The organism is Thermoplasmata archaeon (genome assembly GCA_036395115.1).
Taxonomy (GTDB): domain Archaea; phylum Thermoplasmatota; class Thermoplasmata; order RBG-16-68-12; family RBG-16-68-12; genus RBG-16-68-12.
Map to the genome: position 1 here is coordinate 26,335 of DASWDU010000032.1, position 18,289 is coordinate 44,623.

Below are 18,289 nucleotides of genomic sequence, written 5' to 3' on the forward strand. Positions count from 1 at the left end.
GAGCTATGTCTTTTAATCGGGCGACCCTGAATGCGCCGTGTGTCGTTCGGACCGCCCGCGAACGGCAGCGAGCCCCCCCGACCGAAGTTGCTGGTCGAAGAACTCCTCCTGTACGACAAGGACGGGCAGTCCCTCCTCGACGACCACGCCTTGCGGATCCTGATCGCACTTCACCAGGAGAAGTTGACGGCGCAGGAGATCGCGAACCGGTACCGCGTGCCGATCGCCGCCTGCTATCGGCGCGTCCGAAGGCTCGCCTCCCTGGGGCTCATCTCCGAGGCGGGATTCGTGACGGAGGGACGCCGAAGGCCGGCACGCCTCTACAAATCCGAGGTAGACCGCTTCCAGATCACGTACGGGAGCGGCAAGATGCATCTGCACCTCCTCCTACGGAACGGCACGGATGTGGCGACGCTCGTCGGGATGCCCCCCGACATCGTCGTCAGTGAAACAGCGGCTGCAGCCCCGCACGATATCCGGGAATATCCGTCCGCATGACGTCCGGGTTCGCGCGCCGCTCGAGGGCGGCGTAGTACGCGAGGAACTGCAGCGACACGACGCTCACGATGGGGCGGAGGATCCGCTCCGTGGACGGCAGACGGATTTCGGCTTCGGGCGAGTCGCCGATCGTCGTCACGCGCGCGCCGAATTGCCGCATGGACCGGCGGATCGCCTCGCTCCGCGCCCCGTCGTCGCGGGACCGAAGCATGACGACGGACTCGCGGCGGTCGACCGAGAGACACGGACCGTGGAGCACTTGTTCGATGTGGTAGCCGCTCGCAGGGAGGCCGCACGTCTCCCGGATCTTCAGGGCCGCCTCGAGGGCCGTGATCGCGTCGAACCCACTGCCCAGGAACGACGCCCGGTCGCGTCGCGCCACAGCGGCGGCGACGCGCCGGACCGCGCCTTCGCACTTCAGGGCCTCCGCGAGCGCCCCCGGGAGCCTTTTCAGCGCTCGACGCACGCCCGCCCAAACCGGACCGCCGGCATCCGCGGCGAGCGATGCGAAGGCAGCGAGCTGCGTCGTATAGGCCATCGTGTTGGCCCAAGACCGGTCGTGGACCGTTCCGATGACGAACGCCCGGCTCGTTTCCCGCTCCATGTCGGACCGGGGAAGGCCGCACAGCCCGATCGTTCGAGCGCCCCTCCGGCGCGCGCGGCGTAGCGCGAGGTTCGTCGTCGGGGTGGACCCGCTGTGGCTCACGCCGAGGACCGTCGATCCGCGCGGCGCGCCGACACCGTATGCGAGATCGTACGCGTGGACGGCGCGGACCACCTTCGCGGTTCCGAAGGCTGCCTGGAGGACTTCCGCCCCGTACGACGCCGCATGGAATGACGTGCCGCATCCCGTGACGACGACGAGGCGGTTCCGACCGAGCACGTCGTCGACGGGCACGCGCTCGACCCGGCCCAGCGTTTCCGCGACGTAGCCCGGCTGACCGCGAATCATGTCGTGCATGTGGTACGGGTGTCGGTCCCGCGGATCCGGGAAGGAGACCATGCGACGGCATCCGCTCGCCGTCCTTAAGACCGCACAGACTCGGGTCCGCGAGCCGGCCGTCGGGAAAACAGAACAAGCCAAGTCACTTTTAAAAGCGAACCGGGGCGAATGCGCAGGCTGAGAGGTGACCCATGGACCCGCCGCCGAAGGATCCGAACTAACTACGCGTCGGTCGCGTCGCCGAACGGTTCTCGGGGGAGTCGGTGTCGGTGAGGAGCGGTTCGAGTTCCGCCAGGAGAGCGTCGTTCCCCAGGGCGCGAGCCAGCCGCGCGGCTTCGTCGAGGTACTGCCGGGCCTCCGACGTATCGCCGTGTTCCAGGTGGAAGCGACCCACGTAGAGGAGCGACTGAGCCAAGTCCGATCGGTCCGCGAACTCTCGCAGGCCGCGCAGGCCCTGCTCCCAGAGCCGCGTCGCCCGGCCCCACCGGCCCAGTTGGGACTCTCGCTGTCCCTCATAGACGGCGAGCAACGAAAGAGTGTCTCGTTCCTCGAGGATCTGGATGAGCCGTTTCGCTTCGGCGAGAGGCTCCCCCGTTTCTCGTGCGCGGCCCATGTCCATGAGGGCGGCGCACCGATCCATGGTCGCGTACGCGACGAGCCTCACATTGCCGACGAGACGCGCGATCTGCAAGGCGCGATCGTAACACCTCACCGCTTCTTCGTACCGCCGTAACCCGTGGTACGAGGCCCCCACCGAGATGGAGGCGCGCGCAATCTCCGTCAAGTTCCCCGCTCGCTCCGCGATCCGGAGGCCCTCCAGCTTGTACGCGAGGCCCTGATCGAGGTGGCCCCGATCCATTTCGATGCTTCCGAGTGCGGTCAGCCCACGCACGAGGGCGCCGGGGGCGGAGCCTTCCGTCGCGAGGTCGACCGCCGCGTTCATGTGGCCCGCCGCCTCCGCGAGGTTCCCCTGGGCTTTCTCCAGGAGGGCCATTTCCCTCAGGACCTCACCGAACTCCGCGGCGTCCGGTTGGCCCTTGAGCCGGGCGCGGGCCTCGACGAGATGGCCGAGCGCCTTCGCCGGTTCGTTGCGGCAACGCTCGATCGACGCGATCTTCCGAAGGAGACGGGGGATCCGTTCCGGCCGGGCGATCGCCTCGCACCGCTGGACCGCGTGGCGGTACTCGAGGAGGGCGGGGTGCGAGTCCCCGAGAGCCCGCAAGGCATCCCCCATGACCTCGGACAGGACGCACCGGGGCACCGCGTCCAGGGTGGCGGGATCGATATTCCGCAAGACGGCCAGCAGCTCCGAGGCGGGCACAGAGTCCAGCAGGCCGGCACCGCGCGACACGAGATAGTCTCCGATCCCTTTCAGGTCCCCCGCCTCGACGAGGTGGAACAGGCCCTCGAGACGGTCGTGCATCTCGGCTCCGTCGAGGAGGTACGCGCTCGCAAGCGAATGGAACGAGCGCCGTCGCGCTTCCGGCAACCGGTCGCGGATGTACTCGCGGATCGAGTCGTGCACGATGACGCCTCCCGAGATCGTCGGGGCGAGCAAGTTCTTCGCCTGGAGCGAGTGGACGGCCGTCTCCCATTCTGCGGTGTAGCAGTGCATCGCGTCGAGCGGCACCAGGCCTCGGAACAACGACGCCGCCTCCAGCAGGGTGCGTTCGTCCTTGGTGAGGGTCCGCCAGATCTCCCGCTCCAGGTAGCGGGTCATCTCGCCGCTCACGATCGACCCGGTCTGCGCCGCGAACGACAGCAGAATCGGGTGGCCGCGCGCGGTGTTCGCGACCCGCTGGAGCGCGACCTCGTCCCCGGCGAAGCCTTTCGCCCGCAAGAGGGACAGTGACGCGTCCAAGTCGAGGCCGCCGATGCGCAGGACCTCGATGCGCGGGCGTTTCGGCCCCTTTCGGCGGGAGAGGTTCGCGGGAACGGTGCGGGAGATCATCACAACCTTCGTCGGAGGCGACCGACACAGCTCGAGGATGGGTCCGCGGAGGAACCGGGCGAGGTCCGGGGTCGCGCGTTGGAAGTTATCGAGCACGACGAGGATGGGCAGATCTTTGAGGTCATGGTTCAGTAGGCGCACGACGACGGGCTGCGCATGCGAGCCGGCTTCGTGCAGGAGGCTCGTCAGCCCGCGGCGGCCCAGCCGCGCGAGGAACGCCGCCAGGCCGCGCAGGAACGCGGACCGCGTCGTCCCGTCGTGGATCTCGAACCAGAAGATGTACGGGCGGGGCTGCTGGCGGACGAGCCAGCTCGCGACGAGCGCGCTCTTCCCGATCCCCGCGATTCCCGTGACGACGAGCACGGCGGATGGCGAAGCGGCCCACGCGTCGAGGGCGCGGGACTCGTCGGAGCGTCCGAAGACGCGACCGAGCCGGCGGAGCGTATCGCCCCACAGGACCGGCGCGACCGCGCCCGCTCCGATCCCGCGGAGCTTCGTGAAGTCGAGCCGCCCCCGGCGGATCAACGAGACGGCGGCGGTCAGATTGACGTACGCGGGGAAGATCTCCGGGATGTCCGCCACCCGCATCGGCGTCGGATCGAGATCGGACGCGGCGACCTCGACGATGTCAGACTGGAAGCGGCCCCTCAGTTTCATCGCCTCGGCCCATCCGTCGTGGGTGAGGCGGTACACCGTCTTCCGGACACGATGTCCTGGCACGTGCGCCCGCTCGCCCGCGACGAGGCCACCTGCCTCGAGCCGGGCCAGCCATTTCGTCGCCGTGGTGCGGCCGGAGTGCGTCGAGGCGGCGATGCCTTCCTGCGTCAGGACGGAGAGCGTCACGGGCTCCTGCGCCGCCGTCGCGGAGAGGTGCGTGAGAATTCGGGTCGAGGTCGAGTAAAACCGCTTCCTCCGGTACCCCCTCGGCACGCGCCCGGGACGGCACGTCGAGCATTTAAGAATATTCGAGGATGGAACATTTGGCAATAGAGAATATTCTCGGATCCGATAACGTTGCCATCGCGGAGCGCAATCCTTTTTCGGGCGCGAGCGCTCGGCGGGCGGATGCGGGCACTCGCTTGGCTTCGCGCGTCCCAGGCGATCCTGTTCGAGGCCTCGATCGTGCCCGCGTTCGTCGGGGCCGCGGCCGCCGTCGGTGCGGGCGCAATGTTCCGGCCGGAGTACCTCGTCCTTATCCTGATGTCCCTCGTCGGAATCCAGGCGGGCGCGAACCTCTTCAAAGGATACTACGAGGGACTCGGCCGCTCCGTTCCGCCGTCCTCTCCGGGCACATGGTTCGCGTTCGACAGCGGCGCGGCGATCGGCCTCACGCGGAATCCGAGGACGGTCCTCCGGGCGGGTGGCGCGTGCTTCGCCGTCGGCGTGGTCACGGGACTCGCGCTGGTCGCAATCACCGCGAACCTGGCGCTCCTCGCCTTCGGCCTCGGAGGCGCGGTCCTCGCGTGGAGCTACAGTTCGCCGCCGCTCCGGCTCAGCTTCCGGGGAATCGGAGAGATCTCGACGTTCCTCGCGTTCGGACCGATCATGACCATCGGAGCGACGGTCGTGTTCGGAGGTGCGGGAATCGAGTCGAGCGTCTTCGCCTCGGCGATCCTCGGATTCCTCGCGGCCGCGATCTCGTTCGCCAGGTACTTCCCGAACCGGGAGGAGGACCTCGCGAAAGGAAAGCGGACCCCTGTGACCCTGCTCGGCGTGCCCCGCGCGCTCCGCGCTTTCCTGGGATTGCTCCTGGCCCCTTACCTTGTAGGCGTGCTGTGGCTCGTGCGGGGCGGCGGCCTCTTCTGGGTGCCCGTCTTAGCCGTGTTCGACCTCCTGATCGTGCGGTCGCTCCCCCGAACCGCCGGCCCGTCGGAGCGGTACGGCCCAGTCATCGCGTGGACGATCGCAGGGCACCTGTTCGTCGGAGCGGCCCTCGTCGTCGGTCTCGCGTTCGGGCTATAGGTTCGCAACGGCCGCGATGAGATAGCCCGCCGTCATGCCTGCCCCGAGCAAGAGCACGGCCTGGATCGTAGCGGCGTTGGCGGGAATGTGCGCCGGGTATTCGCGGTAGTGGGCGCGAAGGACGGACCGGGCCTTCGAGAGAGGGACGACCGCGAGGAGCCCGAGCATGGAGACCCACGGGACGAGTCGTACGGCCGCGAAGACGACAAGCAGGAGGAGCGCCGCGGACACCATCGCCTCGTACAGCTGGAGGGACTTCTCCAAGCCGATCCGCGCGGGAATCGTCCGTTTGCCGCCGCTCGGGTCCGTCTCGTGCTCCGGCATCTCGTTCACCAGGAGGAACGCGGCGATCAGGAGACCAAGCGGGATCGATGTCCAGATCGGCTCTACGGCGAATGCGCCGGTTTGCACGACGTACGACCCGAGGACGACGATGGGACCGAAGACGACGGTCACCGCGACCTCGCCGACGCCGTGATATTGCAGTGCGACCGGGGGCAGCGTATAGAAGACCGCAATCGCCCCGCCGATCCCACCGAGGACGAGCAAGATCCAACCGTTCGGACGGGTGGCCGCCAGGACGAGCCCGAGGAGCGCGGCGGCGGCGAAGAACCCGATCCAGACCCGACGGTGGGCCTCGAACGAGACCGCCGCATCCGGGAGGACGCGGGCGCCCCCCGTGAAGGGGCTCACGAGGTGCGGGGGCAAGTCGTCGACGCCGCGCTTGAAATCGATCGAGTCGTTGCTCATGTTCGTGCCGGCGTGGAGGCACACGACGCCGAGGGCCGTGAGCGCGAGCGCCGCCCCATCGAACGTCCGCGTACGGTCCCAAGCGATTGCGGTCCCGAGCGCCACGCCGACCAGGGACGCCAGGAAGCTGTGCGGCTGCGTCGCCTTGAACCAGGTCCGCAGCGAGGCCATCCTATTCCCAAACCACCTGGTCCCGAGGGAGCACGCGGACCTCGATCAATGTCAGAGGACCGGGACCCGGGTTGACGACCGTGTGCGTCTCGCCCTTCAGGAAGCGCGCGACCGAACCGGCGCCGATGTCGTACGTCGTGCCGTCGGCGATGATTTGGCCGCGGCCCTCGAGGATGTAGAAGATCTGCGTGTACCGGTGCCGGTGCGGCGGCGACTTCACGCCCGGCTCCATGCGCGCGAGCCCCATGAGCATGAAATTGCTGTCCCCGGGCCCCATGATCTTCTTGTCGACGATCCCCGGTCCGATCCCCTTTTCCCACGGCTCGTCCGGGAGGTTTCGCACCACCGCGCCTTTGCCGCCCGCAGTCGGTTCCATCGATCCCCTCGGACCGAGCACACCGCGAGCCTATATCTAGGCGCATGATTACCGGTAACCACATGCCATTGCGGCGGCTGACGATCGAGGTACCTGGAGACCTCCTGATCCGGGAAGGCGTCGTCCCGTCGACGTTCTTCGCGCACAACGAGTCCGTCGAGATCTTGCACGTCTACTCGTTCCAGCCGCGAGAGCGGGTCCTCCTCGTCCGCGTCGTGCGGTCGGGCCCTCCTCGGAGCGTGGACGAGATCATGCGGTCGCGCGAGCGGCTCCGGCGCCGCTACCGTCTGCGGGAGTTCGAGATCCTGCGCGTCGAAGAGGCCGGCCGCGCGTACGTCGCGCTCCTCCGGCAGCGGAATCCCGGCGCGCTCGAGGCGGTCCTCGAAGACCTCGGGGCCGGCGTCACCCCGACGACGCCCACCGTGATCCGCAAAGATTCCGCGACCCTGTCGTTCCTCGCGGATGAGGGGACCGCGCGACGCATGTTCGCGCTGCTCGACGACCTAGGCGTGGGATGGCGGCTCCGAGGCCGGCGGGCGATTCGCCACCCCGCCGCGCTCGGCGACGGGGAACTCACGGCCCGTCAGAGGGAAGTCCTGAGCCTCGCCTGGACCCTGGGATATTTCGACATCCCCGCAAAGGTCGGCCTGGGGAAGCTCGCGGAGCTGACGGGCTTGAGCCGGAACACGGTGAGCCAACACCTCCGCCGCGGACTCCGGCGGATCTTGCGAGAGACGCTCCCGTAGGCTACGACGACGGATGTCACGGAAGTCAGCCGGCGGCCTTGAGCTCGCCGAAGATCCGTAGGTACTCGCGCAGGTAGCGGGTAATGAGGAAATGGCGCCGGACCCGTTCCCGTCCGGCCTTGCCCATCGCCTTCCGTCGGGCGTCGTCGCGGAGCAGCTGGACCGTGCGGTCGGCCGCCTCCTTGACGCTCGACACGAGGTATCCGTGTCGCCCGTCCTTGATCTGCAGGCGGATCCCGCCGACGTCCCCGCCGACGACGGGCACGCGCTTCCACAGGGATTCGCTCACGATCAGTCCGAAGCCTTCGCGCAGGGATTTCGCGAGGGAGACGTCGGTCTCCCGCTGCAGGACATTGACTTCGAGGGCGCCGACCCCGCGGAGGTCCGTCAGCAGGTGGATATCGGGATCCTCGCCGGCGTGCCGCGCGGACCGCTCGAACCAGATCCAGCCCTCCGGATCGTCGCGGGCCATCGACGCGACGAGGACGAGCTGGACCCCGGGCACCTTCTTTTTCACGAGTCGGTACGCATCGATGACGCCGAGCGGATCTTTCCAGGGATCGAACCGTCCGACCTGGCTGATGACGGGCCGCTCGAAGTCGACGTCGAAGCGGGCGAGGATCGAGTCGCGCTCCTCGTCGTAGACGTGACGGTTCTTAGGGCTCACCGGGTCAATCGCCGGCGGGTTCACGTAGATGCGGCGGAAGGGCACGGTGCGGGGGGCGTATTCCGCAGCGCTGAACACTGCCGCATCGTACGCGCGCAGATGCGGTTCGAGGATCTTGATGGCCGACGGGTTGGGGGACGTCAGATCGATGTGGCACCGCCAAAGCCACGCACCATTCCGCTCGCACAGGTTGACGAGTGGCGCCGGCTGCGGGTCGTGGATCATCACGTAGTCGTACTCGTCCGTGAACGTCGATGCGTTCACCTCGTTGAAATGCCGGTACGCCGCGAGCATGTCGGCGGAGAGCGGCGTCTCTGAGCCTTGCAGAGCGTTGTGCATCGCCTTCGTCGCGTTGAAGAACGCATTCGAGCCCGCGAGGACGAACCAGTGCGCGTCGAGCCCGACGTCCCGCTGCAGGGCGACGAGGCTCTGGAGGAGCTCCGCGACACCGCCGCCGTACGCGGTCGCATTGACGTGCGCGACGCGCTTCCCGTTAAGCTTGCTCGCGAGCGCGAGAATCTCCGAGAAGGCGGCGGAGCCGATGATCGCGCGGTAGTCCGACAGCCGTTTCTCCGCGACGTGGACTTCTTCCATGGGCGCACGCACCGCGACGGCGGGAGGAAGGCGAAGATTATTTATCCGTTCTTCCCCGTCCGAACTCGCCTTGGCCCGAGTCGAGTTGCGAGGTCTCGCGAAGGCGTACGACGACGTCCCCGCCGTCATCGACCTTAACCTCGAGGTCAACGACAAAGAGTTCGTCGTCTTGCTCGGGCCGAGCGGATGCGGAAAGACGACGACCCTGCGTTGCATCGCCGGCCTCGAAGAGCCATCCGCGGGCGAGATCTACATCGGCGACCGCCTCGTGAACGACCTGGACCCGAAGCAACGGAACGTCGCGATGGTCTTCCAGAGTTACGCGCTGTATCCGCACATGACCGTGTACAAGAACATCGCCTTCCCCTTAGAGAACGCCAAGGTCGCGGAACGGGAGATCATCGCGCGGGTCAACCGAGTCGCGCGGCTCCTGCAGATCGAGGGCCTCCTGGATCGCAAGCCGAGCCAGTTGAGCGGCGGACAGCGACAGCGGGTGGCGCTCGGACGGGCGATCGTCCGCGAGCCCCATGTGTTCCTCATGGACGAGCCCTTGAGCAACCTTGACGCGAAGCTCCGGGTCCACATGCGAGCGGAGCTGAAGAAGCTCCAGAAGGACCTCGGCGTCACGACGATCTACGTCACCCATGACCAGGTCGAGGCGATGACCATGGCCCATCGCGTCGCCCTCCTCAACAAGGGCGTGCTCCAGCAATATGACGGGCCTCGGGACCTCTACAGCCATCCGGCCAACGAATTCACGGCGGCGTTCATCGGCAGTCCGCCGATCAACCTGATCGACTGCGACCTCGATGGCCGCGGGCAGCTCGACGCCGCCGACTTCCGGATCGATGTCCCAACCCAGTTCGCGGATGCACTGCCGGCGTCGTCCGGTGGACCACTCGTCCTCGGAATCCGCCCCCAAGACGTGCGGGTGAGCCCGACCGAGCCGGCAGAAGCAGACTGCATCGCGGCAGAAATCTACACGACGGAGCCTCTCGGAGACTCGACGATCCTGGACCTGAAGGTCGGGGACAAGCTCATCAAGGTGGTCACGGGCCCGACGTTCGAAGGGGACGCCGGCGCGACGGTTTGGATTCGCTTCGCACCGGAACGAATCCACCTGTTTGACCGGACGACGGGTCGGGCGATCGAGTAACCGCGCATCCGGGGGCCCGATGAACTTCGAGCGGCTGCGGGCCCGTCTCGAGCATGACTTGGATCGGCTCCGCGCGCCGGAGGGGTACCTTCGCGCCGGCTGGCCCCGCTACTTCACCCTGTTCGGCCGAGACTCCCTGATCTCAGCGTGGCAGACCCTCCGATACGATCCCCGAATCGCGGAGTCGACCCTCCGCGTGCTCGCCTCGTACCAGGGACGACGCACGGACGCGCGATCGGAGGAAGAGCCGGGAAAGATCCTCCACGAACACCGGTTCGATCCCGCGTCGCAGAGAGAGCTGCCGGATTGGGGCTTCCCGTACTACGGCAGCGTCGACTCGACTCCCTTATTCCTGATCGTCGCGGACGAATACGTGCAGCACACAGGGGACGAGCGGCTCGCGACGGACCTTTGGCCCGCGTTCCTCCTAGCCCATCGGTGGATGGATGTCCAGGGGGACATCGACGGAGACGGCTTCATCGAATACGAACGCAAGAATCCGCACGGGCTGTTCCACCAGGGATGGAAGGATGGATTAGTCGACCACCTGCGCATCGAACCGCCCGTCGCCATGGTCGAGGTGCAGGGCTATGCGGTCGCCGCACACCGCGCTTTCGCGGCGCTCGCGGAACGCCGCCGCGAGGACGAGATCGCAAGAGAGGCGCGAGCGCAGGCGTCGCGCGTTGAAGACGCCTTGAACCGCAACTTCTGGATCCCCGACGAGGCCTACTATGGCCTGGCCCTCGACGGCGGGAAAAGACTTCGCCGGGCGATCACCTCGAATCCCGGGCATCTCCTGGTCATGGGAGCCGTCCCGAGCGACAGGATAGCCGGACTCGTCTCGCGCCTGTTCAAAGATGACCTTTGGACCCCGTACGGCGTCCGGACGCACGCGACCTCCGAACCGGACTTCGATCCGTACGGCTATCATCTGGGGACGGTGTGGCCTCACGATAACTGGTTCCTGTACCGAGGACTGCTGGCCGCGCGCTTCGATCGGGAGGCGGGGCGCGTGCGCGATGCGCTCCTCCGTGGGTACGAGGAGCTGAAGGGAATCCCGGAGCTCTACGCCGTCGTGGACGACCGCCTCATCAATCTGTCCGCGACGCTTAAAGGGAGCACCCGGGCGAATGCCCTTCAGGCATGGTCAACCGGAGCGCTAATCGACCTACTCGGTGAAGGGGAAGCGCCTAGCCCTTGATCGTCCAGCCAATCATCCCGCGGATGTAGTACCGCTGCAGGAGGGCGAAGATTACGACCGGCACGATCATCACGCTCATCGACGCCGCAGAGAGGATTGCTTGATCACGCTGGTACGGTCCGGCGTCCGACAGCAGAGGCACGAGCTGTGTCCCGACCATTTTGTCCGGCGAGAAAAGGAGGATGGTCGCGAAGAAGAAATCGTTCCAGACCCACATGAATTGCAACACCGCCACCGCCGCGAGGGCGGGCAGCGCCATCGGGAGGACGATCTTCAGGAAAATCCGCAGGTCGGACGCTCCGTCGACCCGCGCCGCCTCCTCGACCTCCGCGGGGAGTGTCTGAAAGAAGTTCCGCATGAAGAGCAGAATCCACGGAATCGCCCAGCTCGAATGGAGCAGGATGACGCCGAGCCAGTTGTCCCATAGGCCCAACTCGATCATCCGCAGGAAGATTGGCACCGCGACCATTTGCTGCGGGACTGCCATGAACAAGACGATCGTCAGGAACAAGTAGTCGCGGATCGGGAAGCGGAATCGGGTAAAGCCGTACGCCGCGAAGGACGCGATGAAAATCGGGATGACGGTCGACGGGATTGCGACGATGAACGAGTTTCGGATGCCCCGCCACATTGGAGTCGAGGGGTCGGTCCACACGGTGACGAAGTTCTTCGCGGTCGGGTTGAACGGATCGAAGACCCACCAGCCGTGCAGGATTTCGTCCACAGGACGGATGGCAGTCATCAGGACCCCAAGGAACGGAAGGAGCCAAAGGAATCCGAGGCCCCAGGCGACGGCGTGGACCGCCACGGTTCGGGGTCGAATCCGAAGTCGGGGGAGGCTCCATCGTCTCATGGTCATCCCCCTACGAATCGGACCAGTCGCAGAAGGAGGCCCAGCGGCCTCCGGCCGCCCCGCGGGCCCACGACCATCCGGTGGAACATGAACGAGGCTACTAGGAGGGTCAACCCGGTCAAGAGCGTCGCGACGACCGCAGCCTCGGGGTAGTTTGTCCTGAGGAAGGCGTACCGCCACATCTGCAGGGCGAGCACGTCCGCCGCGTTTCCCACGCCGCCGTTCGGGCCTGTTGCGGCGCGAACGATGTCGAAGATCTTCAGCTCCCATAGGATGGTCATCGTCACGACGACGAGGGTGATCGGCCGCAGCAGCGGCCACGTGATCTTCCGGAACATCTGCCACGAGGATGCTCCGTCGATCTGCGCCGCTTCGAAGAAGTCCTTCGGGATCGTCGTGAGCCCGGCGGAGTAGATGATCAGGCTAAAGCCCGTCCACAGCCACACGGACCCGAAGATGAGTCCGAAGAGCAAGGTCGACGGGTATTGGGTCCATTGAATCGCCAGAGATTTGATCCCGATGGCCCCGAAGAGCTGCGGGACGATCCCGGACTTCTCGTCGAACAGGTACCGCAGGATGATCCCGCCGACAATGAGGGGCGTGACCATCCCGAGGAACACCATCGACTTTACGACGGACGCGCCCCGGACCTTCTGGAGCGTGAGGGCGAGGAACAACCCGGTAAACAGAGTCATCGGGAGGTGGATGGCGATCCACAGGAGGTTGTTGATCAAGGTCCCGAAGGGAACCTGTGTGTCTCTCAGGTCGATCGTCTCCGGCCGGCCGAGGACGTTCCCGTAGTTGTCGAAGCCGACGAATCCGCCGGTGCTGGGGCCGACAAAGCTCAGGGCGAGCGTCTGGAGGACCGGGTAGACGACGAGGACGATCAGGAGGACCGTCGCGGGCACGAAGAACAACACGCGGGTCAAGGGAGTCGAATAAAAGGAGAGGGGACGCTTGGCGCGCCCCCTTCGAGCTCGCCTCATGCGGCCGCTTGGATGTTCGCGAGGACGGTGTCGAGGGTGCTCGGGTCCGCCCACAGCGCCTGGAGCTGCGCCCAGAACGTCGTCTGGAACGTGCCTCCCTTCGTGTCGTCGAGATCCGAGAGCACTTCCTTGCCGGTCAAGAGCGCCGCGATCGATGCATCCAAGGGCGGATATGCGCTCGAGGGCACCCCGGTGACCGTCGCGATGTGCCCGCCGACCTTCACCTGCTGCGTCTGCGCCGCGGCGCTGCCGAGGAACGCGGCGAGCCGCTTCGCGGAGTCGAGCTGCGTCGCGTACTTCGGCACGAAGAAGTAGTCCGCCGCGAACACGATCCCTTGCGTGCTCACGCCTCCCGGGAGAGAGAACACGCCTATGTCCGCCGGGTTGGGGACCATCCCCGTGATCCAGCTGCCCATGAAGTAGAGGGCGTAGTCTCCGGCCCACCACTCCGTCACCCCGGTGTCCCACTGCCGCGGAGCGCTCCAGCAGCCGTTGGCGCACACGACGCCCGGGGTCAGGGTCGGCACGAGATAGTTCGCGAAGATGTCGTGCACCCGGGTATCCGTCCAGGCGAGCGTTCCGTTCATGAGCGCCCGGTGCATGCTAGGCCCGCCGTACGTCGCGATGAAGTGCTCCACGACGTCGGAGAGGGGCCAACCCACGCCATCGCCGCTGATGATCGGCTGGTTCGTCACGAGTCCGCGCGACTCGATGTCGGCCAAGAGGGCCTCGAAGCCGGCGAAGGTCGTCGGCGCTTGCAGGTTGCTCGCCGTGAAGAACGACTTGTTGTACCAGAAACCGGGCTTGACCTTCCCCGTGTACGCGCCGCCGTAGAGCTTGCTGCCGTCCTTGAGCGGGTCCAAGGCGCCGGCCACGTAGTTTGACTGCGTGATCGTCGACGCGAGGTCCGCGGCGTGTCCTTGGGCTCCGTACTGCTTGACGAAGGAACTCGGCATGAAAATCAGATCGGCGGGGGCCCGGCCCGCGGCGAACCAGTTCGGCAGGACCGATTGAAGATCCTCTTGCCGGGTCGTGATGTATTCGTAGTTGATGCCCGTCTGATTGTGGAACAGGTTCAGGACCGGCAGGAATTTGGCTTTTTCCGGGCCCGCCCAGGGACCGATGACGCGGAGCGTCGGTGCCGTCACGGTCGGAGTCGACACGTAGTACACGGTCAGCGCCGTGACGGCGTTGGTCACAACCAGGAGCACAATCAGGACCGCAAGCATTCGGCCCATCTTCCGCGGCGGCGTGTAATCCGTGCTCCCGCCAGGCGCACCCGAACTCGATAATCCAGCCATGTCGCTCTCCTCCCTAACCCCGCGGCGGATAGCGGTTTTGCGGTAAAAAGGTTCGGGCGCCTCGCCGCCGGAGCAGCGAACACAACGCCGAGTCGGAGTCCTCACAACGCTAAAATAGACCGACGCACGCATCGGCGAGTCGGCGATGCCGGAGATCCGGAAGGACTACGCGACGGACACGTGGGTCGTGTTCTCCGCCGCGCGCTCCCGCCGTCCGGGCGCGTTCCGAAACGCGAAAGCCTCGACGCCGAAGGAGGACTGTCCTTTTTGCGTCGGCCACGAGGCGATGACCCCGCCCGAGGTCCTTGCGTACCGGGACCGCGGCCGGAAGGACGGACCGGGGTGGCGCGTTCGGTGCGTACCGAACATGTTCCCTGCGCTCGAGGCTTCGGGGGATGTGCGGCGACACGAAGACGGTCTCTTCGTGAGCGTCGATGGCGTCGGGGCCCACGAGATCATCGTTGAGTCGCCGGACCACGACGGCCACATGTCGACCCTCGAGGACAAGCAGGTCGCAGAGGTCCTGCGGGCGTACCGGGACCGATATCGGGCCCTCGCCGCGGATCCGAGGGTCCGTTACGTCCTCATATTCAAGAACCACGGAGAGCGCGCGGGCGCATCGCTCTCTCATCCGCACTCCCAGGTCGTCGCGACCCCGATCGTGCCGCTTCGGATCCTGGACGAAATCGAGGGCGCCCGAGCGCACCGCGCCTCCGGCGCGGGTTCCTGCCTCTACTGCGACGTCGTCGCGAAAGAACGGGAAGCGCGTCAACGGATCGTCGCGGAGGACGAACGGTTTGTCGCGCTCTCTCCGTACGCCGCGCGGTTCCCCTTCGAGACGTGGATCCTGCCGAAAGACCACACCGGCGCATTCGAGTCGATCCCGGATGCCCATCGGCTCGTGCTCGCCCGGTTCCTGAGAGACATCTTGAGCCGGATAGACCGGATCCTCGACGACCCGTCGTTCAATTACTACATTCACACGGTCCCCCGGGAGGACGACGGTGCCTTGTATCACTGGCACCTCGAGATCACCCCGCATCTCACGGAGACCGCTGGCTTCGAACGCGGGAGCGGCTTCTACATCAATCCCGTCGTTCCCGAGGACGCCGCGGCTATCCTGCGAGGCGAGGTCCGGTGGAGCGAGCAGGCGCACTGAGCCGGCCCGATATCACTTAACTAAAGGGTGCGACAGGTCTCAATCGACGAGGTGCGGAGCGCGCTGCGATTCCGGCCCCAGAACGGATCCGCATGGAGCGCGACTCCGCACATCTTTGACGGAGCGCTTCGATGAACAGAGCGCATTGGAGAAGCCCGTGTCGACCGACGGGTCAGTAGATTCGAGTATTGTCGTCGGGAGGATCCGGCGCGGCTTCATGGGGGGCAGGGTCGAAGGCCGGATCGGGCTGCGGGTCCGAAGGGGGATCGGGGGCCGGATCGGGGGATGGAGCGGGGGCAGGCGGTGCCCGGCGCCACGCCCAGACACTCAGCATGAGAGACGCTGCAAGGAGCGCCAAGCCACCGACGAGGACGATGATCGCCAGGAGCGTTCCCTCCGTTTTCAGGCCGACCACGACCAAGTCGACATGGACCTGGAGTCCTAGCCGCGTCGGGGAGTCGACCGCGACGACGTGGTACTCCTTGGACCCCGCCAGATTCATCTCGAAAACGATGCTCGTACCGCTCTGCTCGAAAAGGGGGGCGGCTGTGTTCGAGCCGTCGCGGAACGACACATACCCGGCATCGTCGAAGACGTAAACGTCAAAGGAGCGACCCTGAAGCTCGGACAGGTTCCCGGTCAACCGCCCCGTCCCCAGGATGCCGAACTCGAAGTGGTAGTACGTCCCGTCGGGAACCACGACGTCCTGGGACGTCCGTACGGGCTGGGCGGCCCCGAGGATCGTGAGCGATCCCACGAGGATCTGCAAGGCGGCGATTGCAACCAGGAACTTGATGCGCTTCACGGGTCCGTCTCCTCGTCCCGTCCTCGGACGTCCATGGGGAGGCGGCTGGTTCTCCGCATTGAGAGACCGGCGTGGCTTTCATTCCTCGTGTCGAGCATTTGTTCACATCACGAAAAGTCGTCGGGAGGTCGCGCGATGATGACCGAGATGTTGTCGGTTCCGCCGCCTTTGTTCGCGAGAGCGACGAGGATGTCGCACGCGGTCTGCGGGTCGCTCGCCTCGACGACGACGCGTTGGATGTCCTCGTCTTCGACGTGATTGATGAGGCCGTCGCAGCACAGGAGGACGTTGTCCCCGGCCTCCATCGTGAGGCATCCGATGTCGGGGGTCACCTCCTCGTACACCCCGAGGGCCATGGTGATCACGTTCTTCCTCGGATGGTGCCGCGCCTCCTCGGGCTCGAGCTCCCCTCGATCGACCATCTCCTGCACGACCGAGTGGTCCCGGGTCACCTGGCAGATTTCTCTCGCATTCACGATGTAGATCCGGGAATCCCCCGCGTTCGCGACATGGAGAATTCGGCCGTCGGCGATGGCGAGGCTCAGCGTCGTCCCCATCCCTTCACACTCCGGATGGCGCTGAGCCTCTGCGATGATCGCCTGATTGGCGAGCCCGATTGCGATCTGGATTGCGCGGTAGTACGATGCCCGCGGGATGTCACTCTCACTCGTCAGAAGCGGCAGGAGCGTGCGCGCGATCGTCTGCACGGCGATCCGGCTCGCCACGTCCCCGCGACGGTGGCCTCCCATCCCATCGGCCACGATCAAGAGCATCCGATGTCGCGGTGCGGACAGGAACGCCGTCCGGATCTCGATCGCGAGGATGCTGTCTTCGTCGACGGGCCGGACCCTCCCGACGTTCGTCGCAAAGCCGAGCCTCCGGTGGGAGGAGCGGACGACGGTCTCGGTCATCTTCGCGGACGTCTCCTTTCCCAAAGCGGTTCGCTTCATCGTCATCGTCTCCCGGCCCCGCGGCCCCCTCTGAACGCGATTGTCATGTACGGGCCGCGGCCCGGTTTGTACACGAGGGCGACGACGTCTCCGTCCGTGAGCCGCTGTCGCTTGAACCCGGGGATCGGTTTGTAGGTCCGCCCGCCGTCGTGCGACATGGCGGTCCCGTTCAGGCTCCCCAAGTCCTCGATCCAACAACGGCCCTTCGGGTCCCGCAGGATTCGCGCGTGGTGCTTCGAGAGGTAGCGTTCGGAATCGAGGATCCCGATCTCGGGCGGGTGTCCGAAGCCTCGCTTCGTGCAACTCTCGTCGCATGACTTGTGGTCCCGGCCGATATCCATCTCCTTCTTGACGCGGCACTTCTTCCCGAGCACGACGAGGTGGGGAAACTCGGGAGGCTCCGCGGACCCTCCCTTGATTGCCTCGGTCATGTCCTGTGCGGTCGGAAACCGTTCCTTTGGATCGAATCTCATCGCCTTCGTCACAACGTCGGAGAGCTCGGGCGCGACGCTGGGCTGGAGATCGCGCGCGGATCGGAACAATTCCACGCCGCCTCCCGCGAGTTGCCTCATGGAACCTTGCGGGTCCTGCGCCGTCAAGAGGAAGAAGAGCACCGCACCCACGCTGTACAAGTCACTCGCCGGCGTCGCCTCTCCGAGGTTCTGCTCGGGCGCCCCCCAGCCGGGCGTGTAGATGACCGTGCCGGATCCCGTGAACTGATGGAACTCCTTCTTCGCCGCGCCGAAGTCGAGCAGTACCACCTCTCGGCGAGCGTCGAGGATGATGTTCTTCGGCTTGACGTCCCGGTGGATCACGTTTCGCGCGTGAAGGTAGGAGAGGGCTTCGAGGAGCTGGAGGACGCATCGGGTCGCGGTCGCAGGATCCGCCGGCGTGTCCCGGAAGCGTTCCGCTAGCGTATCGCCTTCGAGTTGTTCCTCGACGAGACAGAAGGGCCCGAGGTTGGTCCCCTCGTCGATGTACCGCACGACCCTCGGGTGGCCGGGGGAACTCAGGCTCTTGAGGATCTGGGCCTCGATCCGGAGGCGTTCCTGGGACTGGGCGAGATCCGTCCCGCTCGCTTCCTTCACGACGACGGGCTGCCCGCGGGGGGACTTGCCGAGGTAGATGGTCGACATCCCTCCGTCCGTGAGCTTGCTGACGACTTGATAGCGACCCTTCCGGCCTTTCAACGTGCACGGAAGGGAGAGCGTCATACGGTC

General features: G+C 66.2%; 17 protein-coding genes. 6 read left to right on the forward strand and 11 right to left on the reverse strand.

The window, feature by feature from the left end; genetic code table 11:
• The first annotated feature begins 30 nt into the window (after nucleotides 1–30).
• Complete coding sequence (locus tag VF992_07350) at nucleotides 31–498, forward strand: winged helix-turn-helix domain-containing protein (protein HEX9340965.1); 468 nt, start codon at nucleotides 31–33, stop codon at nucleotides 496–498.
• Here VF992_07350 and VF992_07355 read toward each other — a convergent pair.
• Both VF992_07355 and VF992_07360 read right to left on the reverse strand, forming a co-directional pair.
• Nucleotides 443–1,501 carry an SIS domain-containing protein gene (locus tag VF992_07355; GenBank protein HEX9340966.1) on the reverse strand — a complete coding sequence of 353 codons (1,059 nt, stop codon included), beginning with the start codon at nucleotides 1,499–1,501 and terminating at the stop codon, nucleotides 443–445. The genes VF992_07350 and VF992_07355 overlap by 56 nt on opposite strands.
• Before the next feature lie 157 nt (nucleotides 1,502–1,658).
• Nucleotides 1,659–4,322 carry an AAA family ATPase gene (locus VF992_07360; protein ID HEX9340967.1) on the reverse strand — a complete coding sequence of 888 codons (2,664 nt, stop codon included), beginning with the start codon at nucleotides 4,320–4,322 and terminating at the stop codon, nucleotides 1,659–1,661.
• A gap of 135 nt (nucleotides 4,323–4,457) precedes the next feature.
• Between VF992_07360 and VF992_07365 the strand changes: the two genes are divergently transcribed.
• Nucleotides 4,458–5,354 (forward strand): prenyltransferase, encoded by an 897-nt coding sequence (locus VF992_07365; GenBank protein HEX9340968.1) that lies wholly within the window; start codon nucleotides 4,458–4,460, stop codon nucleotides 5,352–5,354.
• Here the strand turns inward: VF992_07365 and VF992_07370 are convergent.
• Together VF992_07370 and VF992_07375 are read right to left on the reverse strand one after the other, a co-directional pair.
• Nucleotides 5,349–6,275 (reverse strand): prenyltransferase, encoded by a 927-nt coding sequence (locus VF992_07370; protein HEX9340969.1) that lies wholly within the window; start codon nucleotides 6,273–6,275, stop codon nucleotides 5,349–5,351. The genes VF992_07365 and VF992_07370 overlap by 6 nt on opposite strands.
• A gap of 1 nt (nucleotide 6,276) precedes the next feature.
• Nucleotides 6,277–6,651: a cupin domain-containing protein gene (locus VF992_07375; protein HEX9340970.1), complete on the reverse strand. Its 375-nt coding sequence runs from the start codon at nucleotides 6,649–6,651 to the stop codon at nucleotides 6,277–6,279.
• A gap of 62 nt (nucleotides 6,652–6,713) precedes the next feature.
• On the opposite strand from VF992_07375, the gene VF992_07380 reads away from it, so the two are divergent.
• Complete coding sequence (locus VF992_07380; GenBank protein HEX9340971.1) at nucleotides 6,714–7,397, forward strand: helix-turn-helix domain-containing protein; 684 nt, start codon at nucleotides 6,714–6,716, stop codon at nucleotides 7,395–7,397.
• 25 nt (nucleotides 7,398–7,422) lie between these two features.
• On the opposite strand, the gene VF992_07385 is transcribed toward VF992_07380, so the two are convergent.
• Nucleotides 7,423–8,670 (reverse strand): glycosyltransferase, encoded by a 1,248-nt coding sequence (locus VF992_07385; protein HEX9340972.1) that lies wholly within the window; start codon nucleotides 8,668–8,670, stop codon nucleotides 7,423–7,425.
• A gap of 58 nt (nucleotides 8,671–8,728) precedes the next feature.
• Here VF992_07385 and VF992_07390 point away from each other — a divergent pair, with 58 nt between their 5' ends.
• Together VF992_07390 and VF992_07395 are read left to right on the forward strand one after the other, a co-directional pair.
• On the forward strand, nucleotides 8,729–9,814 hold the full coding sequence (locus VF992_07390) for an ABC transporter ATP-binding protein (protein ID HEX9340973.1): 1,086 nt from the start codon (nucleotides 8,729–8,731) through the stop codon (nucleotides 9,812–9,814).
• Between the two features lie 19 nt (nucleotides 9,815–9,833).
• The gene (locus tag VF992_07395; GenBank protein HEX9340974.1) at nucleotides 9,834–11,015 is read left to right on the forward strand and encodes an amylo-alpha-1,6-glucosidase; all 1,182 of its coding nucleotides are present in this window, start codon (nucleotides 9,834–9,836) and stop codon (nucleotides 11,013–11,015) included.
• Here the strand turns inward: VF992_07395 and VF992_07400 are convergent.
• The 3 genes from VF992_07400 to VF992_07410 all read right to left on the reverse strand — a co-directional run bounded on the left by VF992_07400 (nucleotide 11,005) and on the right by VF992_07410 (nucleotide 14,155).
• Nucleotides 11,005–11,823 carry a carbohydrate ABC transporter permease gene (locus VF992_07400; GenBank protein ID HEX9340975.1) on the reverse strand — a complete coding sequence of 273 codons (819 nt, stop codon included), beginning with the start codon at nucleotides 11,821–11,823 and terminating at the stop codon, nucleotides 11,005–11,007. The two genes, VF992_07395 and VF992_07400, sit on opposite strands and share 11 nt — an antisense overlap.
• A gap of 47 nt (nucleotides 11,824–11,870) precedes the next feature.
• A complete protein-coding gene (locus VF992_07405; protein HEX9340976.1) occupies nucleotides 11,871–12,776 on the reverse strand; it encodes a sugar ABC transporter permease in 906 nt (301 codons plus the stop codon).
• Nucleotides 12,777–12,850: 74 nt separating this feature from the next.
• Nucleotides 12,851–14,155, reverse strand: a complete 1,305-nt coding sequence (locus VF992_07410; GenBank protein HEX9340977.1) for an ABC transporter substrate-binding protein — start codon at nucleotides 14,153–14,155, stop codon at nucleotides 12,851–12,853.
• Between the two features lie 145 nt (nucleotides 14,156–14,300).
• On the opposite strand from VF992_07410, the gene galT reads away from it, so the two are divergent.
• Nucleotides 14,301–15,314 (forward strand): galactose-1-phosphate uridylyltransferase, encoded by a 1,014-nt coding sequence (galT, locus tag VF992_07415; protein HEX9340978.1) that lies wholly within the window; start codon nucleotides 14,301–14,303, stop codon nucleotides 15,312–15,314.
• 172 nt (nucleotides 15,315–15,486) lie between these two features.
• Here galT and VF992_07420 read toward each other — a convergent pair whose 3' ends face one another.
• The 3 genes from VF992_07420 to VF992_07430 form a co-directional block, all read right to left on the reverse strand.
• The gene (locus VF992_07420; protein ID HEX9340979.1) at nucleotides 15,487–16,119 is read right to left on the reverse strand and encodes a hypothetical protein; all 633 of its coding nucleotides are present in this window, start codon (nucleotides 16,117–16,119) and stop codon (nucleotides 15,487–15,489) included.
• A gap of 107 nt (nucleotides 16,120–16,226) precedes the next feature.
• Nucleotides 16,227–17,069, reverse strand: a complete 843-nt coding sequence (locus VF992_07425) for a Stp1/IreP family PP2C-type Ser/Thr phosphatase (GenBank protein HEX9340980.1) — start codon at nucleotides 17,067–17,069, stop codon at nucleotides 16,227–16,229.
• Between the two features lie 2 nt (nucleotides 17,070–17,071).
• Complete coding sequence (locus tag VF992_07430; protein HEX9340981.1) at nucleotides 17,072–18,283, reverse strand: FHA domain-containing serine/threonine-protein kinase; 1,212 nt, start codon at nucleotides 18,281–18,283, stop codon at nucleotides 17,072–17,074.
• Nucleotides 18,284–18,289: the final 6 nt, after the last annotated feature.